Source organism: Halomonas sp. BN3-1, from assembly GCF_003056325.1.
GTDB classification, from domain to species: Bacteria; Pseudomonadota; Gammaproteobacteria; order Pseudomonadales; family Halomonadaceae; genus Halomonas; species Halomonas litopenaei.
In genome coordinates this window covers 104,100-125,428 of the sequence record NZ_PYVV01000016.1, presented here as the reverse complement: position 1 = coordinate 125,428, position 21,329 = coordinate 104,100, and the positions used below count along the sequence as shown (strand labels likewise).

The 21,329-nt window shown below is 66.4% G+C and carries 1 protein-coding gene (only partly in view); it reads right to left on the bottom strand.

What is annotated here, in order from left to right; translation table 11 throughout:
* A protein-coding gene (locus tag C9F12_RS19385; RefSeq protein ID WP_108449914.1) for an LEPR-XLL domain-containing protein crosses the window boundary here: on the bottom strand, positions 1-21,329 show its 5' portion. The gene continues 8,905 nt to the left of window position 1, outside the view; only the first 21,329 of its 30,234 coding nucleotides appear in the window; its start codon is at positions 21,327-21,329; the stop codon falls past the left edge of the window.

Genomic DNA, 21,329 nt, shown 5'->3' with positions numbered 1-21,329 from the left:
TGGGTGCCGTTGAAGGTGACGGTGTCCACACCAGCGCCGGCGGTGACTTCGGCCAGACCGTCGACGGTCAGGTCCTTGGTCACGTCCAGGGTGTTGGCACCATCGCCCATGGCGAGGGAGAGGGAACCTGCCTGGATGCTGGCGTCGAAGGTCAGGGAGTCATCACCACCCGTGGCTTCGACACCGAAGGCGTTGGTGACGGTGAGTGTGTCGCTTACGCTCAGGACGTTATCGCCGGCGCCCAGCGACAGACTCAGCGAGCCCGCCTGGTGGGTGCCGTTGAAGGTGACGGTGTCCACACCAGAGCCAGCGGTGACACTGGCCGCTGCGGTGACCGTCAGGTCCTTGGTCACGTCCAGGGTATTGGCGCCCTCGCCCATGGCGATGGAGAGCGAGCCGGCCTGGATGCTGGCGTCGAAGGTGATGCGGTCATCGCCACCCATGGTTTCGACATCGAAGGCGTCGGTCACGCCCAGTGAGTTGTTGACGCTCAGGACGTTATCGCCGGCGCCCAGCGCCAGGCTCAGCGAGCCGGCCTGATGGGTGCCGTTAAAGGTGACGGTGTCGACGTCGGAGCCGGCGGTGACACTGGCCGCTGCGGTGACGGTAAGGTCTCGAGTCACCTCCAGGGTGTTGGCGCCATCGCCCATGGCGATGGAGAGAGAACCTGCCTGGACGCTGGCGTCGAATGTGATGCGGTCATCGCCCTCTTCGGTCGTCACATCGAAGGCGTTGGTCACGCCCAGTGAGTTGTTGACGCTCAGCACGTTATTCCCGGCGCCCAGCGACAGACTCAGCGAGCCCGCCTGGTGGGTGCCGTTGAAGGTGACGGTGTCCACACCAGCGCCGGCGGTAACACTGGCCGCTGCGGTGACCGTCAAGTCTTCTGTCACGTCCAGGGTGTTGGCGCCCTCGCCCATGGCGATGGCGAGCGAGCCGGCCTGGATACTGGCGTCGAAGGTCAGGGAGTCATCGCCACCCGTGGTTTCGACATTAAAGGCGTTGGTTACCGTCAGGCTGTCTTTGACGCTCAGGACGTTATCGCCGGCGCCCAGCGCCAGGCTCAGCGAGCCCGCCTGGTGGCTACCGTTAAAGGTGACGCTGTCCACACCCGATCCGGCGGTGACACTGGCCGCTGCGGTGACGGTAAGGTCTTCGGTCACGTCCAGGGTGTTGGCGCCCTCGCCCATGGCGATGGCGAGCGAGCCGGCCTTGACGCTGCCGTCGAAGGTGATGCGGTCATCGCCCTCTCCGGTCGCCACATCAAAGGCGTTGGTTACCGTCAGGCTGTCTTTGACGCTCAGCACGTTATTCCCGGCGCCCAGCGCCAGACTCAGCGACCCCGCCTGATGGGTGCCGTTGAAGGTGACAGTATCCACACCCGATCCGACGGTGACACTGCCCAGGCCGGTGACGGTGAGGTCTTCGGTCACGCCCAGGGTGTTGGCACCCTCGCCCATGGCGATGGAGAGCGAGCCGGCCTGGATGCTGGCGTCGAAGGTGATGCGGTCGTCGCCACCAGTGGTTTCGACATCGAAGGCATTGGTGACGGTGAGTGTGTCGCTTACGCTCAGGACGTTATCGCCGGCGCCCAGCGACAGACTCAGCGAGCCGACCTGATGGGTGCCGTTGAAGGTAACGGTGTCGACGCCTGCGTTGCCGTCGATTCTCAGGCTCGCCGCCTCGACACTACCCTCGATAGTGACGCTATTGTCACCATCGCCGCCGGCAATGTTGAGTTGCTGGGCGATGTCCAGGCTACCCTGCTGGGTCAGCGCATCATTGCCGGCGCCCAGCGCCACACTCATGCTGTCGGCTTTCAGGCTTGCACCCGCCGCGATCAGTACCGTCTGGCGCTTGTCACCTCCTTCCAGAGTGATATCACCGGCCACTGTCCAGTCACCACGCAATTCGACCTTGGCCTCCGGCGTGTCCCGGAAGGCGGGCTGGTCTTCATCTGGCGTGTCGACCTTCATCACCACATGGCGCGCGGCCTTCACGATGATGTCGTTGGCCTTGAACAGCAGATCGTCGCCCGCGGTCATCAGGATGTCGCGACCGGCATCCAGCGTCACCCCTGCCTCGATGTGCAGGTAGTCTTCGTTGTCATTGGCGTCAGAGGTGTTTTCCCTGGCCGTCAGCACGATATCGCCATCAGCCGAAACGATATCCTCGGTCACCGTGATCGGACTGTTGGCGGTGATCTCGATATCGCCGGTGGCCGTCAGTCCCAGACCATGGATGGTCAGATGTCCGGTGTTGTTGAGGTAGACCTTGCCGTCGCGGGACTGGCCTTCCAGGGTACCGATACGGGAGGTCAGCACCTTGCTCTTGGTACCCACGTCCTTGACCGCGATCAGACGTACCCCGGCGGTCAACAGGTTGAACGTCTCGTTGGCACCCAGGGCGCTGTAGATGGCGCCCTGCGAGAACACGAACGCCAGTGCATCGGTGGAGCCCGCCGGCCCCGCCTGCACGGTTCCCAGCCGCAGATCACCCTTCACCTCACGCACGAACACGGAATCCGCGCTATCGATATCGACGCGCCCCGCGGTGTCATCGGTGACCAGCGCCAGCAGGCGATCGGCGGCGCCGACTCCGCCGAAGCCGGTCTCGAGCTGCAGCGTTTTCGCCTCGATGTCGCCGCGGAATTCATCGGCATGGGTCGCGATGATGGAGTTGAGCGCGCTGAGTTCGACCCGCTCCCCCCCCTTGATATGGCCGACCCTGAGATTGCCATCCACCGCCGCCAGGTAGACGTCTTCGCCGGCATCGACGGTGACGACACCATCGCCGCGCGTGGCCAGCTCGATGGCGTTGGTCGCCTGGCCCACGCTGTCGCCGGCGATCAAGGTGACATTGTTGGCCAACACCTTGAGCAGGTCATGGTTCAGCCCGTCGATGATGCTGCCCGCGGCCTTCAGCCACAGGTCGCCGCGCTCGGTGAACAGGGTCGAGATCGCCAGATCCCCCTCGATCTCGTGCAGCGAGATATCGCCCTGAGCGCGTGCGGTCAGGGTGGCGGCATCGGTCAGGGCCAGCTTGAGCGGTGCACTGGCGCCGGAACCGATCTGCCCGCTGGCCGCTTCCAGCACCAGATCCGAGGTGCGTATGACCAGGTCGGCACCGGAGGACGTGGCCGCCAGGATCGATCCGGACACCTTGACCCTGGCGTCCTGTCCGGCCACCAGCTTGGCCAGGCGAATATCGGTCTCCGACACCACGTAGGCCGAGTTGGCGGCGGTGATAAAGGTATCGCCTGCGTTTTCGATGGCGAAGTCATCGATCAGGTTGATCGAGATGTAGCGAATCAACTGCTCACCGCTACTGACCTGGGTCTGGGGGTCCAGCAACACCGTTGCCAGCTCCACCTGGGCACCAAGCTCGCCGACCACCTCCAGCGCGGTGGACAGCTCCAGCGTGCCGCCGCTTATCGCGGTCACGGTGTAGTAACGTCCATTCTCGGTCACATTGAGCGACTTGCCGGCAAGATCGACGGCCTCGCCCACCTTGAACACGCTGGTATCCCAGCTCTGCCCGTCGGTGCGCACCAGCTTGACCGTGGTCACGCCCTGGTCGCGCTGGATATCAAGGAAGTCCACCACGGCGCTCTGTGGCGCCTGCTTGAGGTAGGTGACATCGGCCCGTTCGGCGGCGGACAGCAGTACCCGCTGCTCGTCGGAGAGCCCGGTCAGCCCACCTGACATGTCGAGCAGCTCGCGTCCGCGGGCCACACCGACACTGTCGCCGGCGATCAGGGTGATATCGCCCCCGGCAATCACGTTGGGTTCCTGAATCTCGGTGCGAGTATCGGTGGTTTCCTGCAACAGGCCCGCGCCGATCAGCGACAGCAGCTCCTGCTCGGTCCACACCTTGATGCTGCCGCGCACCTGCTCCTTCTCTGCCGCGCTAAGGGTGACCTTGAAGCTTGCGTCCTGGTACTCGGTCGCACTGCCGTAGACGTCATACAGCTCGTGGTAGATATCGGTGCGATCGGACTCGATGCCCGTGAGGCGAGCCTCGATCTGGGCGTCGTCGAGACCCTGGTCGGCGAAACGCTGACGATAGGCGTCACGCTCCGCCTGGGACAGCCTGATCACCTGATCGCTGGCGTAGAACGCCACACGCCGGTAGGTCAAGGTGTTGCCCTGGGCCACGCCAGCCCCGGAGGCCAGGATCAACCCTTCTGCGCTGAGGTCGGTCAGACTGTCGATGGTGAAGTAGCTGCCATCGGCCCGATAGAAACGATGCTCGACGCGGGCATCACCGGCGGCGATGTCCGGCGCGCTGAGGCGCAGCTCGTCACGTACTTCCAGGGTGCCGCCGCTACCATCGCTGATCTGACGCACAAGACCGAGCAGGATGGCCCCGCTGTCGACGCTGAGCACACTGTAGCTGGTGCCATCGGCCAAGCCGCCGATCCAGTCGTCGGAGGTTGCCTGGCGGTAGTTCCAGTAGGTGTTGTACTCCTGGGTCTTGCGGGTTGCCAGGTCGTCCTGGGCGTCCTGAATCTTCTGCTCGGCGGCGCTGCCGACCAGATTGAGCTGTGACCAGACGCCGTCACGCAATTGCTCGACCGTACGTTCATCGACCGTGGCGGCGTCATTGCGGTCGAGCAGATTCCCCGCGGCACGCACCCAGACGTCGCCCAGGCGGCTTTCGACCCGTTCGATCCCCAGGTCCCCGCTGAGCTGATCGATGGCAATATCGCCACCGGCCACGGCATTGAGACGGCCATCGGCGTGCTGGGCCAGGGTCAGGGGGGCGGCCAAGGAGCCGATCGCATCGTCGGCCGCCAGACTCAGGTTGTTGCCCTTGACGTGGACACCGCCAAGGGCACTGCCCGCCTTGAGTGAGCCTTCGGCAGACAGGCTGACGTCGCCCCAGCCGCTGTGGGCGCGCAGCACGATCAGGTCAGCGTTTTCGTGCGCCAGATTCAGCGGACCACGCTCGGTCACGGCGTCCACCGTCATGGTCATCGCCGCAGCGCCGCCAGCGCCCTCGATGGACAGGAGCTTCAACGCCGAACCATCACCGATACCGTCCGCTGCGCGCAATACCACGCTGGCGCCGGAGACCCGCACATCACGGGTCGGGTCATTGTAGTGAAGAATCTGGCCATCGCTGTCGATGCGTGTCTCGCCGTTGTAGTTGGCCAGATCCCCGAGCACCACCACGTCGCCCACCGAATCGATATTGATCGAACCCGTAGCCTGGCCGAAGAAGCTGATATCCACCGACTTGTTGGCGGCCACCGAGTGGGTGTGCAGGATCTGACTCGACTGTTCCTGGACGAACTTGGCGTAGTGGGTCTTCTTGCCATACCAGGTGCTGGTCGACCACTTGTCGACGAGCTGCGGATCGGTCCACTCGCTGGCATTGACCTCGCTCTTGTTGTACTGATAACCGGTCTCGGTGCTGGTATAGAAGTAGGACAGCGAATCCTGCAGGCGCCCAGGCGATATCTCGGATTCGCCCCAGTTCAGGGTATCCGGGTCGGCGGCAAAGGCGTCGATTCCCGCCCAGGCGCTGGAGGCGGTCTGAGCATAACGTCGCTTGGAGCTGTCCTGGACCACGCTGAAGCCGTAGCGCACATCACTGTCCGGCGTATAGCTGTAGGTCTTGCCAGGATCGGCGAAGTCGTAGCGATACTCGGTCACCAGGGGATTGGTACTGGAACCCTTGTACTTGTCGGCGATCCGTAGATAGCCCTCGCCATGACGGCTGACGTCGAGATCCCCCACCGCCAGGGTGTAGGAAGTGTTGTTGGTGATATTGATCGCACCATAGCCCCCCAGCACCTCAAGCTTGCCGTTGCCGGTATTGGCGATGTGACCGGTGATATCCAGCTTGCCGCCGCTGATGGCAAGGCCGGTGACCTCTATCTGGCGAGTATGGCCATTGAAGATCACCAGGGCGTCGCCGGAGGACGCCGACAGCGTCAGGTTACCGCTGGAGCCGCTGCGGATGTGGTCGGCGATACGCTGGGCATCGGCGGCGCCGATGGTCAGGTCGTAGCCGTCGACGCCGGCACGAATATAGCCGTTGAGGTTGACGTATTCGGCATCGATGACGATGCTGCGCGCCTCCACTTGTGGGCTCGCGCTAGCGCTGTTGGCGATCGCGGATAGCGCATCAGCGTCCAGCGCCCCTGCGCCATCGTCGCCATCGGCTCGCACCGCGGCAGCATCCGCATTACCCCCGGGGTTGAACTGTGACAGCCCCTTGATCGTCAGTTCGCCCGGCGAGCTCAACAGGATGCTTTCAGCGCGCATCTCGTTTTCCACCGAGATGGATCCCTTGGCGTAGCCGATCAGCTCACCGGAAATATTGCGGGTCAGCCCACCGAACACCAGGCTCGAGGGCGGAGCGGTGTCAAAGATTCGTCGGTCGTAGAGCGACTCCGCGTCGCTGTAGCCAAGCGCCCCCATCAGCACGTCGCGGATCTTCTTCTGGTTGGCGTCGTCCTCGCTGAAGGCAACACCGTAGCTGTTGACCACGGTGATGCGCGGCTGGCCATTCTGAGCGCCAGGGTCTCCCTCCACCTTCAAGCCGGCGCTCACGCTCGCGTTGATGGCGTCGATCTCGGCGCTGGAAGCCACCTGGGTCAGGTTCAGGTAGAGCCCCCCGGTAACCTGGGGAATCTCGATATCGCCCAGTACCATGCGCGAGGGCGCCTTGTTGAGGATGGTGATGCTGGCGTCGGTGGGCGCCTCGACAACGCCGTCACCGCTCAAGTCGTCGGCGTAGACGTAGACCGCCCCCGCCTGGGCCCAGACGTCATCCAGGGTGATGGTCAATTCGTCCACCCGACTGACGATCAGCTGGCCGTTGACCTTCTCGCCATAGCCTTCATCGACCAGGGCCTGCTCGAGGCGCGCGATCTCGCCCTGGTAGAAGTCGACCAGCCGGGTATTGCCGGAGTTGCGATAGACGTTGTATGCCTCGCGAATGCGTTGAAGTTCGTCGACCAGTCCGCTCTGACCCGGAGTGACGCTCACCGCGAAACCAATATCGTCATGGCCGGATTCGGCCACGATATAGTTGCCACTATTGGCCACCTTGGCCGCTAGCTGGTCCTCGAGGGCTGCCATTTCGGCTTCTTTCTGGGTGCGCTCGGCGGGGGTCAGGCTGGTGCTGTTGAGCGCTTCTGCGAGGGCATTGATGCGCGAATTGAGATCCGCGATGTCTTGCTGTTCCTGCGTTACGTCGATCACCCCGAGCACCAGCGTCTTGTGGCGCCCCAGGCCGGTTTCCACCCGGCCGTCGATAATCACGTCGGCGTCGGCGTCGGTCTCGACATCGCCGTCCACCAGTTGAGCGCCGCCGCTGCCGAGGGCGGCGTCGATGGCGCTGCCCACCGCCGACAGCCAGTTGACGCCCTTGGCCCGCGCCTCCATGTCGCTGAAGCCAAAGCGCTCGGTAAAAAGCAGGATATCCCGCGCACCGATGACCTCGGCCCCGCTTGCCACCTCGATGCGGTTGGTCTGGTCCATCTTGGCCAGGGCGTTGAGGTCATCGATCGGAATGATGCTGCCGGCGAAGCTGTCGAGCACCGCGCTGACCGCGTAGCGATCACGCTCGCCCTGGGCACTGCCACCGGCCACGATATCGATATTGCCAAGCGCGGACACCTTGGCACCACCGCGCACGGTGACCCTGTTGTCCGGAGTCACCACCACCTTGGCGCTGCCCACCCCGACGGTGGCCGCGCCATAGGTATCCATCAGCAGGGTCGCCGCCAGGTCGCCGCCGCCACGGGCCGACATCAGCAGTTCGCCCTGGCTGACCAGCTCGGCGTTGCTCTTGATCTCGACGCTGGCGGCCAGATTGGTGGTCAGGATGTCCACCGTGATACCGGCGCCGGAGGCCAGGCCGCCGGCGGTCAGGTTGACCTTCTCCTTGAACACCACCTGGTTCTTCGCCGCCAGGCGCAGATCACCGTCACTGGTGTGCAGGTACGCACCCGCACCGACCACCACTCGGGTATTCAGATCGAGACGGGCGACGCTGGAGGCGCCGGCGCCGGCCACCGCACCACCGGCCACCCCACGGATATTGCCATCGTCGGTGCCTGCCAGACGCTGCTTGTCCAGCCGGGTATCGCTGAATACGTCGATCGCCGCAGCCTTGAGAAGCGCCTTGTCACCGACCTCGGCCAGGGTATTGGCGGTAATCCAGTAGCGCGACTCGGCACCGCTTCCGGCGAACACGCCCCCGGAGACACTCATGATGCGGGCGTCGACGTCGAAGCTCTGATCGGCGTGTACGGTCAGCAGGCCGCTGTTGCCGGCAGCCTTCACCAGCAGCAGTTCGGCGGCGCCGATCAGCGCTTCGGTGGTGGCATGCTGGGTGACGTGGGTGGCGGCGCCGGCGCCGGCGGCCACACCGCCACTGCCGGCCAGGGCGTCGAGGGTCGCTTCCAGCTGCCCGTTCGCACGGACGCTGGCGTCTCCGGCGAGGATGCCATTGCCGCTGCCAATGCGCGCACGACTGACGGTGCGCTGATCGACGGTAACCTTGGCGGCACCCGCCGCCACCAGGCCGCCGACGATACTGCTGGACTTGCCAGAGAGGCGCGAGATCAGGTCGCTGGTGACGTCCAGCCGCCCGGCGATGGCAATATTGGTGCTCTCGCGCAGGCTACCGCTGCCGTCCTCCAGGGAGGTGTCAGCGATCTCTGCCACCACCTCGGTGCTGTCCTTGAGCGTCACCAGGGTCGCATCGACGCCCAACAGCGCCCCCCCGGCGGAACCCAGGGCCTCACCGCTCAGACTGTTGCCATTCGCCAGGGTATTCAGGGACGCGGCAACGTCCATGGACCCGGCGGTGATGCGGATATCATGGGCCGCGCTGGAGTCAGGCGTGCCGACCCGCGCCAGCACCTTGGCCTTGAGCTCTCCTTCGACCACCGAGACGCCGATGCCGACGCCCGCCGCCACCGATACCCCCAGGGTCTTGATCTGTACCGCAGGCGTCAGGCTGGCGTTGATGCTCAGGGCGTCAGACAACGAGATCCGCGCGCCGTCACCGATCCACGCCTGCACCTCCTGGGACAGGGTCACCAAGGCCACGTTGGCGCTGCCGCCGGCCATCCCGGCGGCCACCGCCACCACCTCCAGCGCGACCCGATCGATACTCGTGGCCGAGACGTTCAGCGAACCGACGCTCTGGTTCTCGCCCACCCTGGTATGCTCGCCGACCCAGGCCCTCGTCGCACCGCTGATCTCGACGGTGCCCACCGACACGCCTGCGGCCACCAAGCCGATGGCCCCACCTGCAGCCCTCAGTGAATAGTCGCGATCGGCGCTGGCCACAATATCGACGCGATCCGCCGCCTTGATCAGGGTGCCGCCAGCGGCGCTCGTAGCGCCTTCCAGCGAGGCAAGCTGCTGGGTGCGATCCAGCAGGATGGCCACCTGGCCACCCACCGCGATGCTGGGTGCCGCCGAACCGCCATAGGCGCTGATCGACACGTCACCGTCGTAGTCGCTCGCCACCTTGATGGCGTCCGCCGCATCCAGGGTCGAGCCATGGCCCACCTGGGCGGTCACCGCCCCGTTGAGCTCGACCACACCCACCGACAGGCCGACACTGGCAACACCGCTGACCGCACCGGAGCCGGTCAGGGTCTGCACCTTGAGGGCTTCGCTGGCCTTGACGCTGACGTCCCCGCCGGCGGTGATTGTCACGCCACGTCCCAGGGTCGCGGCGGTGTCACCTACCTTCAGAGGCGACTTGACGTCGAACAGGGTATCCCCCGAGAGACCAGCGGTCAGAGTGCTCAAGGCGCTGTTGGTCGAGGTGCGGTTGGCCTTGTTGTGGTTGCCGGCATCGTCGGGACGATCGAAGTCACCGTCGAACGCCGCCTGCTCGTCGCTGTCCAGCGGCGTATCGGTGCCGGAATCAGAATCTTCGGCCTCGGCCTTCATGGCGAACTCGCCGCTCTGGAAGCCGGCGAAGGTATCGCTCACCAGGTCTTGCAGGTCCTCGACCCGCTCGAAGCTCTCCTCACTCAGCCCCTTGCCCAGACTGATCACCGAGATGGCGCCACTCAGGCTCAAAGAGCCGGAGCCAGCAAAGGCGATCACCGTGGAGTTGAGGGTACGCGACAGCCTGGCCTCGGCGGTCACATCGCCCCCCGCGATGATCTGCGCACCATCCGCCACACTGACACGGGTCTGCTCGCGCAGCACCATGACGTCCACCGAGGCACCGAAGCCCGCCGCGCCGACGGCGGCAGCGCCGACCCCCTGCAGATAGCCGGCCGGGCCACTGCGCTCATTGACCAGGGTGGTGGTGGATGCTTCAAGCAGCACGTCATTGCCGGCGTTCAGCTCGCTATCGCCGGACACCAGCACCTGCGTCACCGCATCCGCCGTCATCACCGATACCGCGCCGGCTACACCGACCGCACCGCCACCGGCGGTGGCTACGGTGATCCCCAGATCCAGGCGCTGGCTTGCCGACACCGCGATATCATTGCTGGCAGTCACTATTGCCTTGTCCAGCGACACTCGTGCCTCGGGGTTGAGCAACCCCAGCGCCAGCGAGGCGCCAAAGCCGACGGAGCCACCGGCCACCGCACCGACGATAAAGCGGCCGTCCACGTCGTTGTCGGCACGTACCGCCACGTTGGTGCCGGCGACCTCCACGTCCTTGAGATAGGCCAGGGTCTCAAGCGACAGATCGACCACGCTGGCCGATCCCGCACCGGCGACGCCGTTGAGGCCCACCGCCGCCCCCATCACCGTGGACAGGAAGCTCACGTCGGCGCGGGCCTCCACCGCCACGTCGCCGCCAGCCTTGACCATCAGGCCGTCGCTTTCAGCCGAATGGTCGAAGCCGTCACCGCTGATGAAGGCCTCGGTCTTGTGCTGGAAAAGGGTGACATCGACACCAGCGGCGCCGGAGCTGCCTCCACTGACCGCCGCCGCGCCACCGCCACTGTCGGCGTCGCCACGATGCAAGGCCCGCACCACCACGTCCGCGGTGCTGTCGATGCGCGCCTTGTCGATGTAGGCGCGGGTCGCGCCGGTGACACCATCCACCACCACATTGGCCGCCAAGGCATTGCCGGCGGCGCCCGCCGCGGTCACCGCCACGCTGGTGAAGGACACCTCACTGGTGGCCAGCACCACCACACCCTTGTGGCTGTCTGTCGTCCAGCCATTGTTCCAGTCATCGCGCACCGATACGGCCGCACCGCCGGCGCCGGCGCTGACGCGCGCTCCACCACCAATCCAGGCTTCGGAGGTGCTGCCCAGCAGGTCGACCCCGACACCACCGCCCAGCGCCACCGCACCCACGCTGACGGTGCCCAGGGTAATAGTGCTGACGTCCTTGCTGTCGCTGACCACGCTGACGTTGCCGGCGGCATCGACGCTGCCGCCGTCGATGCGCGCGACGCTGGTGTTGTTGATCAACGAGCTGCCGGCGTTGCCGGCACCTGCGCCGAAGGTGCCATAGCTGACACCGGCTATCACGATCAGGTTGGTGGAGCGCGAGCGGGCATCAATGGCGATATCGCCGCCGCTCGAGTCGAGCGTGGCGCCCTGGCTACCGGCCAGGATGCTGTTGTCGATGTCCAGATAGGCCACCGAAAGACCGGCCGCACCACCCTTGACCGCCACGTTGACCTGGGCACTGGCCGCCGAGATCGCGCTGGTGTCGCTGGCGCTTACCGCGATGCCGCCGGCGCCACTCACCTCGGTGGCGCTGTCGCGAATATCGGCGACCACGTCCTTGCGGGTGAAATTGAGCGAGGTGGTACCGCTGAGTGCGGCGAAACCGGCCACGGCACCACCCAGGGAGTAGGCGCTGATGCTCGAGGATGAGACCGCTGAAAGGCTGACCTTGCCGTCGCTGGACGCCACGCTGGCGCCGCCCTTGATCAGCGCGTGGATACGGTTGGCGCTGTCGCTGGTGGGGTCGTCCGGATCACCGCCGATATAGTTGTAGGCCAGGTAACCGGCCAGGGCGAAGGCCCCGGCACCGGACCCCGCCACGGTAAAGGCATTGAGGCCGAGATCATCGCTGGCCGACAGGGCAATGTCTCCCGTCGCCGAGACCGTGGCCTGGTCGATCACCGCCGTGACGCTGCCGCGCAGCCAGTTGAGCGACAGCGCCCCGGCCACCGCCACCTTGCCGGCACCGGCACCGGCCAGCGCAAAGCTCCACACCTGGTCGCCCTGCCCAGGCGTCGCCGGGCGATTCTCGTCTGAGTCTTCTGGCGGTATCAGGCTGTCATCGACCTTGACCGAAGGCACATCGGTGATCCGAATCAGCTCGGCCTTGACGTCGACGCGCCCACCCGCCGTTACCTCGGTGCTCGCCCCGAGGATGCTCGCGCTCACCGCCGACGCCATGTCGTTGGTCGCCGAGGCGCCGGCAAGACCGACGGAGCCGGCACCAGCCGCCGCGCCGGCCACGTTGATCATGATCGGCGCCACCGAGGCATGCACGCTGACGTCACCGGCGCTGGCCCTGACCACGGCGCCATTGCCAATCGATGCCAGTACATCATTCTGCATGAAGTTGATGCCGATGGAGCCGGCCAGGGCCACCGCCCCGGCGCCCGCACCGCCGGCGGTAATGTTGAGCATGCTGGCTTCGGAACGGGCGTCCACCAGCACGTCGCCACTGGTGGCGGTCACACTGGAGGCATCGATCAAGGCGGCGATCTGGCCCACGCTGTAGCCGTGGTCGCTGCGCTCGCCCTGGAGAATGAAGGCGTCTTCGCTGGCGTCGACGTTCTGGTCGCTGGTGTTGTCGACGGTGCGCGAGGGATCGCTGGGGTCGCCTCCCAGATAGTTGAAGGCGATCGCCGCGCCCCCCGCCGCATTGCCGGCACCAGCGGCGCCGAAGGAGAAGTTGACCAGGCCCTTCTTGTCCTGGGCCAGCACGCTGACACTATCGGCGGCGGTGATACTGGCGCCGCCCGAGACTTCGGCCAGCACGCTGGAGCGCAGCCAGTTGAGCCCCACCGCAGCGGAGCCGGCCACGCTGCCGGCGCCCGCACCGGCGATGGTCAGGTTGATCACCCCGGCGGTCCAGTCCATGTTGGACATGTCCCGGGCGGCAATATCCGATGATCCCGTGCTCGGATTGGTCTCGGTGCCCTGGGTCGCCGGGTCCACCTCAAGTCCCAGTGCCGACAATTCCAGCGCGGCGCGACCGCTGCGCTCGGCCAGGCCCGCCCAGACGGCTACGTCACCACCGGCGATCAAGGTGGCCCCCGTCACCCGGGCCACAATGGCGTTGTCGACCTGAACGGTGCCGCTGCTGACCCCGCCGGCCACGGTGCCGGCGCCCGCGGCGCCGATGGCCACGACCACCACCTGGGCACTGTCGGTGGCCTGGATGCGAATATCACCGGTACTGCTTTCGACGCGACCGCCGTCGATCAGCGCCTCCACCTTGCCCTTGATCAGATTGACGCTGACGGCACCGGCGAGGCCCACCTTGCCGGCCCCGGCGCCTCCAAGGGCGACTGACACCACCAGGCTGCTGGCCTCGGCGTCCACCACCACATCGCCACCAGCTGTAACGGTGGAGTTCTGGATCAGCGCCTGGCTGTCGTTGTCGATCAGATTGACCGAGACGCTGCCGGCCAGGGCCACCTTGCCGGCACCGGCTCCTGCACCGCTGATCGCCACCAGCTCGGCGCGATCGCGGGTGGCCACCAGCACCTGGCCCACCGTCGAGACGTTGGCGTTGCTGATTGAACTGCGCAGGGTATTGGCGATCTGGTTGACCGAGACGCTGCCTGACCCGGCGAACTTGGTGCTGGCACCGATCCCCAGGGTCAGCGAGCGCACCAGACCGGTGTTGGCCGCTACCACCGACACCGCGCCGGCGTTGGCGATGACGCCGCCGCTGATCAGGGCCTGGGTCTGATTGGACAGGCTGTTGACCGACACCCCGGCGCCAAAGCCGGCGGTGCCGCCGACACCGACGGCGCCGGCCAGGGTCCAGACACTGCTGTTGTCCTCGGCGTTGATCTCCACTTTCGGCGCCGGCGCAAGGGCGTCACTGCCCTTGTCCAGAAAGCTGTCGACCACACGTGCCTGGGTGGCATTGTCGATCAGGTTGACCGCGGCGGTCCCCGCAAGGCCAACCCCCTTGGGTCCGGTACCGATGCCGGCCGAACCGGCCAGGCTAATGATCAGGGTATCGCTGAGCGCCTGAACCGAGAGTCTGCCGATCACCAGCGACTCGCTGGCACTGCCCAGCGCTTCGACATGGGCGTCGACGTCGTGGCTGATATCGGCGAAGGCCGCCGCCCCGCCGACACCGGCCTTGCCGGCGCCAGCCACCGCGCCGGCGATCAGTACCGCGTTGGCGGCGTCACGCGCCACCACGCTGACGTCCCCGAGATCACCGGACTGGATGTTCAAAAGCCCTGCATCGACGGTGCGAGCGGAGGTCAGCACACTGGCCGCCCCGGCCACACCAAAGCCCTTGGCGCCCGAAGCGACGGCGACACCGGCGGCAGCGACCACCGTCCAGCCCTCACGCGCCGCGCTGAGTGCCAGACCGCCCGTATCAAAGGAAGTGACGCGATCGATCCGCGCCCGGGTGATGCCGCTGTCGAAGGCCAGGGCAGCGGCCCCGGCCACCGCCACCTGGGTGCCACTGCTGCCCAGCGACAGCGCCGCGCCACCTGCCAGCATGCCAAGGTGGCTGCTGTCCTTGGCGGCCACCGACGTCTTGCCGGTAATCTTCAGCGTCTCGATCCCCTGGATCAGGGCTTCGGTACGATAGTCGGCGATATTCACCACCACCGAACCCGAGACACCGAGGCCGAAGCTACCCTTCTGGTCACCGCCGGACGAGGTGGAAGACGTGCCGCCGCTGCCGCCGGAAGACGCCTTGGCGGCACCGCCGAGCTTGCCACTCAACTCCTTGAGCACGCTGTCATAGTTGCTCTGGTTGTTGGGCCACTTGTTGGGGTCGTCCTTGGTGGCGCGGCCCCCAGCCGAACCACCACCAGCGCCCGAGCCGCTGGCGTCACCGGCCGAATCCAGCCCGCTGGTACCGCTGCTGCCCGCCTTGGCTCCGGCCAGGGCGAGGTTGGCTACCACCCCGCCGTTATTGGCCTCGACCAGCAGATCACCTCCTACGGTGATGCTACCGCTGGCGCTGGCTGGCGTGGTCACACCACCGATCACCGCTCGGGTGTCGCGCTCCATCACCGAGACCACCGCCGATACACCGACGCCAGCGCTTTTGCCGGAGGCGACGCTGCCGCCGATACCAAAGGCGTAGGTGTCGTCGTTGGCGCCGACCCTGAGCGCCGGCCCACTGGCCCCGTCCACCGAGACGGCACCAATGTTCAGCGATACCCCGTCCTGAATCTGCGCCAGGGTGGTGTTGTCGACGATATTGGCCACTGAGGTGGCGTTGAAGGCGACCTTGTCGGCCTTGCCACCGGACACCGCCGCCCCGATCAGCAGGGTGTCGCTGTCGGCGCGCACGTCCAGACTGCTGGCGACCAGCGCCACACCTGTCTCGATGACCGCACGGGTATCCGCGCCGAGCAGATGCACGCCGATGGAAGCACCGATGGCGCTGCCGTCGGACTGGATGCCGGCGAACCCGGACTTGATGGTATCGATATCGCTCTTGAAGGCGTCACGCCAGGCCTCGGCGCTGGCCTCGTCGGCGCCGGCAAAGGTCGGCAAGCTGAGATTGCCGACCAGCGACAGCAGGTGGTTGTCGCTGCGAGCGATGACCTCGACCTGCTGCTCGTCGCTGGGTGTGACGCTGGCCACATCGGTGGCGCCCCCCAGATTGATCCGGGCACCCTCGCGGATGCGGGCCTCGCTGTCCTGATTGACCAGGAAGACATTGGCGGCACCGGCGATGGCCAGCTTGCCCCCCTCGGCGGTGGCCACGGTCCAGCTGTCGAAGCTGCCGCTGATCCCCAGATTGCCGGTAGTGAAGGCGTTGAGCGCCTCGACGAATTCCTCGATACGGGTCTGCAACGGCGAGCTCAGGGCAGTCCAGCGGCTGTCGTCGCTGAAGTCTTCACTGGCGAGATCCACACCGCTGACGTCGGCCCCCTCGAACTGATAGATCAGGCCGGCCTCGCCCCCGCGCTGGTGGTCATCGGCCACCAGCACCTTGTCGCCGTTGGCCAGGTCTGCCGTACCTTCCGCGCTTGCATGGTCGTAGGTGCCATCGAGTTCACCCAGGGCCTTGCCCGCCACATACAGGTGACGCCCCCACAGGCTATCCATATCGACGCTGTTGAGGCTCTCGGCGGTGACGCTGATGGCATCGCCGGCGTCCAGGTCCACCAGGCCCTCGACCACCGCATCGGCATGGTTGTTCTGCAGCGCAAAGACGAAGCCGCCGGCGACACCGACATCGGCTACCTGGCTGTCTTCCTTCTGATCCTTGGCGCTGTCGGTGCCCTGGACCTCGGACTCCGCCGCGGCGTCTCGCAGCTTGCCGATCAGGGTGTTGCCCAGCACCTTGTCGGTGAAGCTCTCTTCCTTTTCCTTCTTGTTGGGGTCGACGCCGGTAGCGGAGCCCTCTGCACTGACCGCCGGGCGGTGGGCGCTGGTGGCGCTGACACTGACCGCGCCGGCCACCTCGATGTCGCTGCGCTGGGAGGCGATGGCGCCCAGTCGCGTCACGCTGGTGCCAAGGCGGGCCTCGGCACGATTGATGTCCACCGAGACCGCCAGGGCGGCGGCCACGTCCAGGGCGTTCTTCTGCTGGCCCTGGGATTCCTTGAAGTGCTCGCCGATGGAGGCAGGCCCGCGGTCGGCGATGCCTTCCTTGATCTTGTCACCGATGACGCCGCTGAGCGCCTCCTGAAAGTTGCCGATCACCGATGTCGGCGACAGGTCCTCGGCGCTGGCCGTGGCCCCGTCGACAAGGCTATCGGGGCCACCACCGGGGGCGGTACCGGCGCTGGCGCTGGTACCGCCGTGGTCTTCGCCCTGGGAGGTCTCGGCGCTCAGTGTCAGATCGCCGCCCACACTGACGTCACCGGCCAGTTGCGCCTCGGTGTTGCTGGTCTCGACGTTGATCGCCAGGGCGATGCCGACCTTGCCCTTGTCAGGGGCGGAACTGGCGGAGGTCTCGTTTTCCTCCACGCTGGTCGCCGCAACCACCAGATCATTGCCTGCACTCAGGCTGGCGTCTTCCCACACCATCACCCGGGAATCGCTGACCAGCACGCTGACCGCCACCGCGCCGGCCACGCCCTTGAGGCCATCCGGTTCAGCAGAGACGCTCTGGGCGGTGCTGACACTGCTGCTCAGGTTGATGTCATTGGCGGCGCTCAGGGTACCGTGGACGTGCACACTTGAGCGGGTGATCAGGGTGCTGACCGACACACCCAGGCCCCAGGCCTTGCTGGCGCCCACCTCGGTACTGATGTCGAGCTCGGAGGCGACGGTGATGTCCCCGCTGGTGGCGGTGATGACCGCGTCGGAGCCGATATCGATGGCGACCTCGGCCACCATCACCGAGACACTGCCAAACAGCGACAGTCCCTGAAGGAAGTCCAGCGCCGTATCGATGCCCTGGTCGAGGAAGGCCACGCCGGTGCGCAGGTTGAACCAGTCGCGATCGGGATCCACCAGACGCGCATCGATGGTTACGTCCCCGCCCTTGAGCGTGGCCTTGTCGATATCCACCGACAGGTCGAACAGGCCCACGTCGACCAGGCCATTGGCAGGCGCCAGCAGGGGTTGAAACAACTGCGCGCCAAGGTGCAACTCGCCGCTACCGGCATCGATCACACTATCGCCACCGATCGTCAGCTCACGCGCCAGGATCGACAGATCGTGTCCCAGCGTCGGATCACTCATGCTCAGATCGACGTTGTCCAGGGTCAAGGCACCGTCGGCACGTAACTCGACACTGCTGGAGAACGTTCTGGTCACGTTGGACAGGGAGGCGTCGCCATCCCAGTAGCCCACCAGGCTGGCGCCCTCACTGACGGTCACGTCGTCGAGCCGGGCGAGGCTCCCCGCCGCCAGTTCCACCTCGACCTGATCGCCAGGCTTGGCGTTCACGATGGTGTCGGTCGCCGCCTCGGCGATATCGATGGCCAAAGCGCCGGTAAAGGCAGTGGCCGTCAGGGTCTTGTCGGCGCCTCCGGTCAGGCTCAGGCGCGCCGCCTCGATCCCGGACAGCGTGGTTGTGGCCGAACCAACGACCAACCCGCCATCGGTCAGCGTCATGGAGTCGCCCGCCGCCGCCAGCAGGCTGTCGGTGCCGGCGCCGCCGTCGACACTGGCGGCGCCGGACACGACGACGATACGGTCATCGCCACGGCTACCGATCAGGGCATCGCTGCCGCCGGCACTGGCGTCCAGCACCACGCCGGCCCCGCTCAAGGCGGTGCTCTGCCATTTGTCGCCACTGACGCCCATGCCGAGTGCATCGGTCAGGATCTTCGCGGTGGCGTCGGCGCTGACGGCGAAGCTCGCGCTTCCCGTGGTGGTGTCGGTGACCACAAGACGCCCGCTGGCACCATCGAAGCTCGCGGTCAGGCCCTCGACACTGCCGAGCAGCACCAGCAGGTCGCCGAGGGTGCGGGCGTCGGCCACATTGAGCGCCCGCGTCACGCCATTCTGCAGGGTGAAGCTCAGGTGCGCGCCGGAGTTCTCGAGTTCGCTACCGGTGACGTAACGCGCCAGGTAGGACTCGTACTCCGCCTGGCTGGCAAAGTCTTCTGCACCGGGAATCGCATCGCCCAGCGCCGAGAGGAAGGTCTCGATCTCGGCGTTGGAGGCGCCGCCAGCGGCCATCAGCGCAGTGACCCGGGTCTGTTCGCCGACCCCGTGCCAGCCGCTGGCATCGAGGGTGTTGGCGCCGGCGTTGCCGACCAGCGTCAGCGCCTCGATATCGCGATAGCTCGACGCGGTCCCGCCATCGATGCTGAAGCTGTCCCCACTCACATTGACGGCGTTCTGGCCATCGGCCAGGACGATTTCCAGACGATCCTGGCCGACGCCGCCGCGGATCTCGTTCTGCCCAGCCCCGGCACGAATGACGTTATCCCCGGCTACCGCCACGAACTGGGTCGTGGCCTCGCCACCGATCATCAGGTCGTTGCCGCTGCCCCCCTGGAGATAGACACTGCCGGCAAAGCCGCTGGCGTCGAGCACGGTGTCGCCAAACTCGGCACGCAGCATGCCGTGCTCGATGCCGGCCAGGCTGTCACGCCCCGCTTCCCGAGCGCGCACCTGGGTCGAGGTCACCGTGGCGCTGGCCCCGGAAGCTCCCAGCGCCAGACCACTGCCGACCAGCGCCTTGGCGAAGGCACCATCGTCGGCCACGGCCATGAAGTCGCCGATAAAGCTGATGCGCCAGCGTACCTGCTGCTCACCAGCAGACTCGAACAGCTCGCGGGCCACCTGCAGGTTGCCTTCGCCCACCGCAGACAGCGCCTCGAGCGCCTGCTGTACCGCCAGGGCGTCGGCGTCCCAGGCCAACGCGTCTGTCTGCTCGCCGGCGAAGTGAAAGACCACCGTCTCGCCGGCGCTGCGCGACCACACCAGCTCGCGCTCCTCGGCGACGTCACCGCGCACCAGGGTGGCGCTGCCGCTGCCGCCGAACAGACGCAAGCTGTGGGAAGTACTGCCCAGCACCGAGTCGCTGCCGCTGCCACCATCGAGGCTGTTGCTGCCGCGATTGCCGAACAGCACGTCGTCGCCGACACCCCCGACCAGGGTGTCGTTGCCACTGCCGCCCAGGAGTACCGCGTCGCCGGCGCCGGCCTTGAGGGTGTTGTCACCGGCGACGCCTTCCAGCTGAACCGAACCGCTGAACGCAGAGGCGTCCAGCATATTGGCAGAAGCACCGCCCACCAGGGTGGCGAGTTCGACGTCGCCCAATACCCAGTTGGTCCAGCCGGTCACGCTCAGCGCGGTATCGGTCAGGGTCATGTCGGCGTCGGCGCTGGCCTCGATGCGGTCGTTGCCGCCACCGGCCTGGACACTGCCGCCCCCGGCGCTGAGCACGAATCGGTCATCCTGCGCGCTGCCGACAAGTTGGCTATTGCTGGCGCCATCCAGGCTCTGGAAGGTCACGCCAGAAAGCGAGTAGCCGCTGGCGTTCAGCGTCTGGCCGGTCCCCGCGGCGGACAGCACCAGTTCCACCGGCTGGCGCTGGAAGCTCAGGCTGCCGTCGCCGGTGGTGACCGTCGCGGTGGCGCCAGCGCTGGTCAGGTTGATGTCCCCGGATGCGCGCTGCACCACATAGGTCAGCTCGGCCTCCTCGGGGGTGAACTCACTGCCCAGCTCGCTCTGTTCGAAGCGATCGCTGCCGCTCACCGACACCAGGGTACTGCGACCGGCGCCGGCCTTCAGAGTATCGTCGCCGCCGCCCCCGACGATCAGGTTGTTGCCATTACCCCCGTCGAGGATAGTGTCGATCTGCGAGGTGACATCACCGATCAGGCGGTCGTCGCCGCCGGTCCCAATGATGTGATTGAAGCCGTCGATACCGACGAAGCCGGTGGCCTTGCCGGTCCCCAGATCGACCTCTACCGAGGTGGAGAAGTCGCTGAAGTCGAGGATCTGGCCGGCCCGACCATCGAGTCGGTCGATGCCGTTGAACGCGATATTGCCAAGCCCCAGACTGCCCTCGTCGTAAAGCGACCAACGCGCCCCGTCCTGGCTGCTCGAGAGCCGGTGCCGAGCGGCATCGTCCGTGGCTGACAGCACGCCGTCGTCGCCCTGGCGATAGGAGGCGGCGTTGACCGTCTCGATGCCCGTGAAGCTGAGCCAGCTATCGTTGCGCGCCGCTGTGGTGGTGCTCGACCAGTCCACGCTGCCCGCCCCATCGGCGCTCACCTGCCACTCGGTGTTGCCCTGGATGCCCTCGATGCGATCATCGCCCTCGCCCCCCGCGAAGGTGATGGTCAGCCCCTGGCTATGCTCGAGTGCCAGGACGTCGTCGCCGTCGCCGCCCTGGAAGCTCACCAGCAGACCATCCGCCTGGCCCAGCAGGCTCTGGTCCACGCGCAGGATGTCCTGGGCGTCGCTGCCCTGGATGACCACGCCGCCACTGGCCTTGGCCTCATCGAGACCGCGTGAGGCCACCACCTGACTGACGCCTTGCTCGTCGAGTTCGACCACCTGCAGCACCTGCTGCTGGTTCTCCTCGACCACCCGCAACGTCATCTCGGCGCCACCGGCCACGCTGGCAGTCAGCGGGTCCGCCGACATCAGCATGCGTGGCTCGAGTCCCTCGAACACGAACCGGGACGGCTCTGCCTGGGCACGACGAGCACGCCTGGGCTGGCGGAGAAGACGAGCGATCAATTCGGACAGAGGCTTGCGCTGGTGGCGACTCAT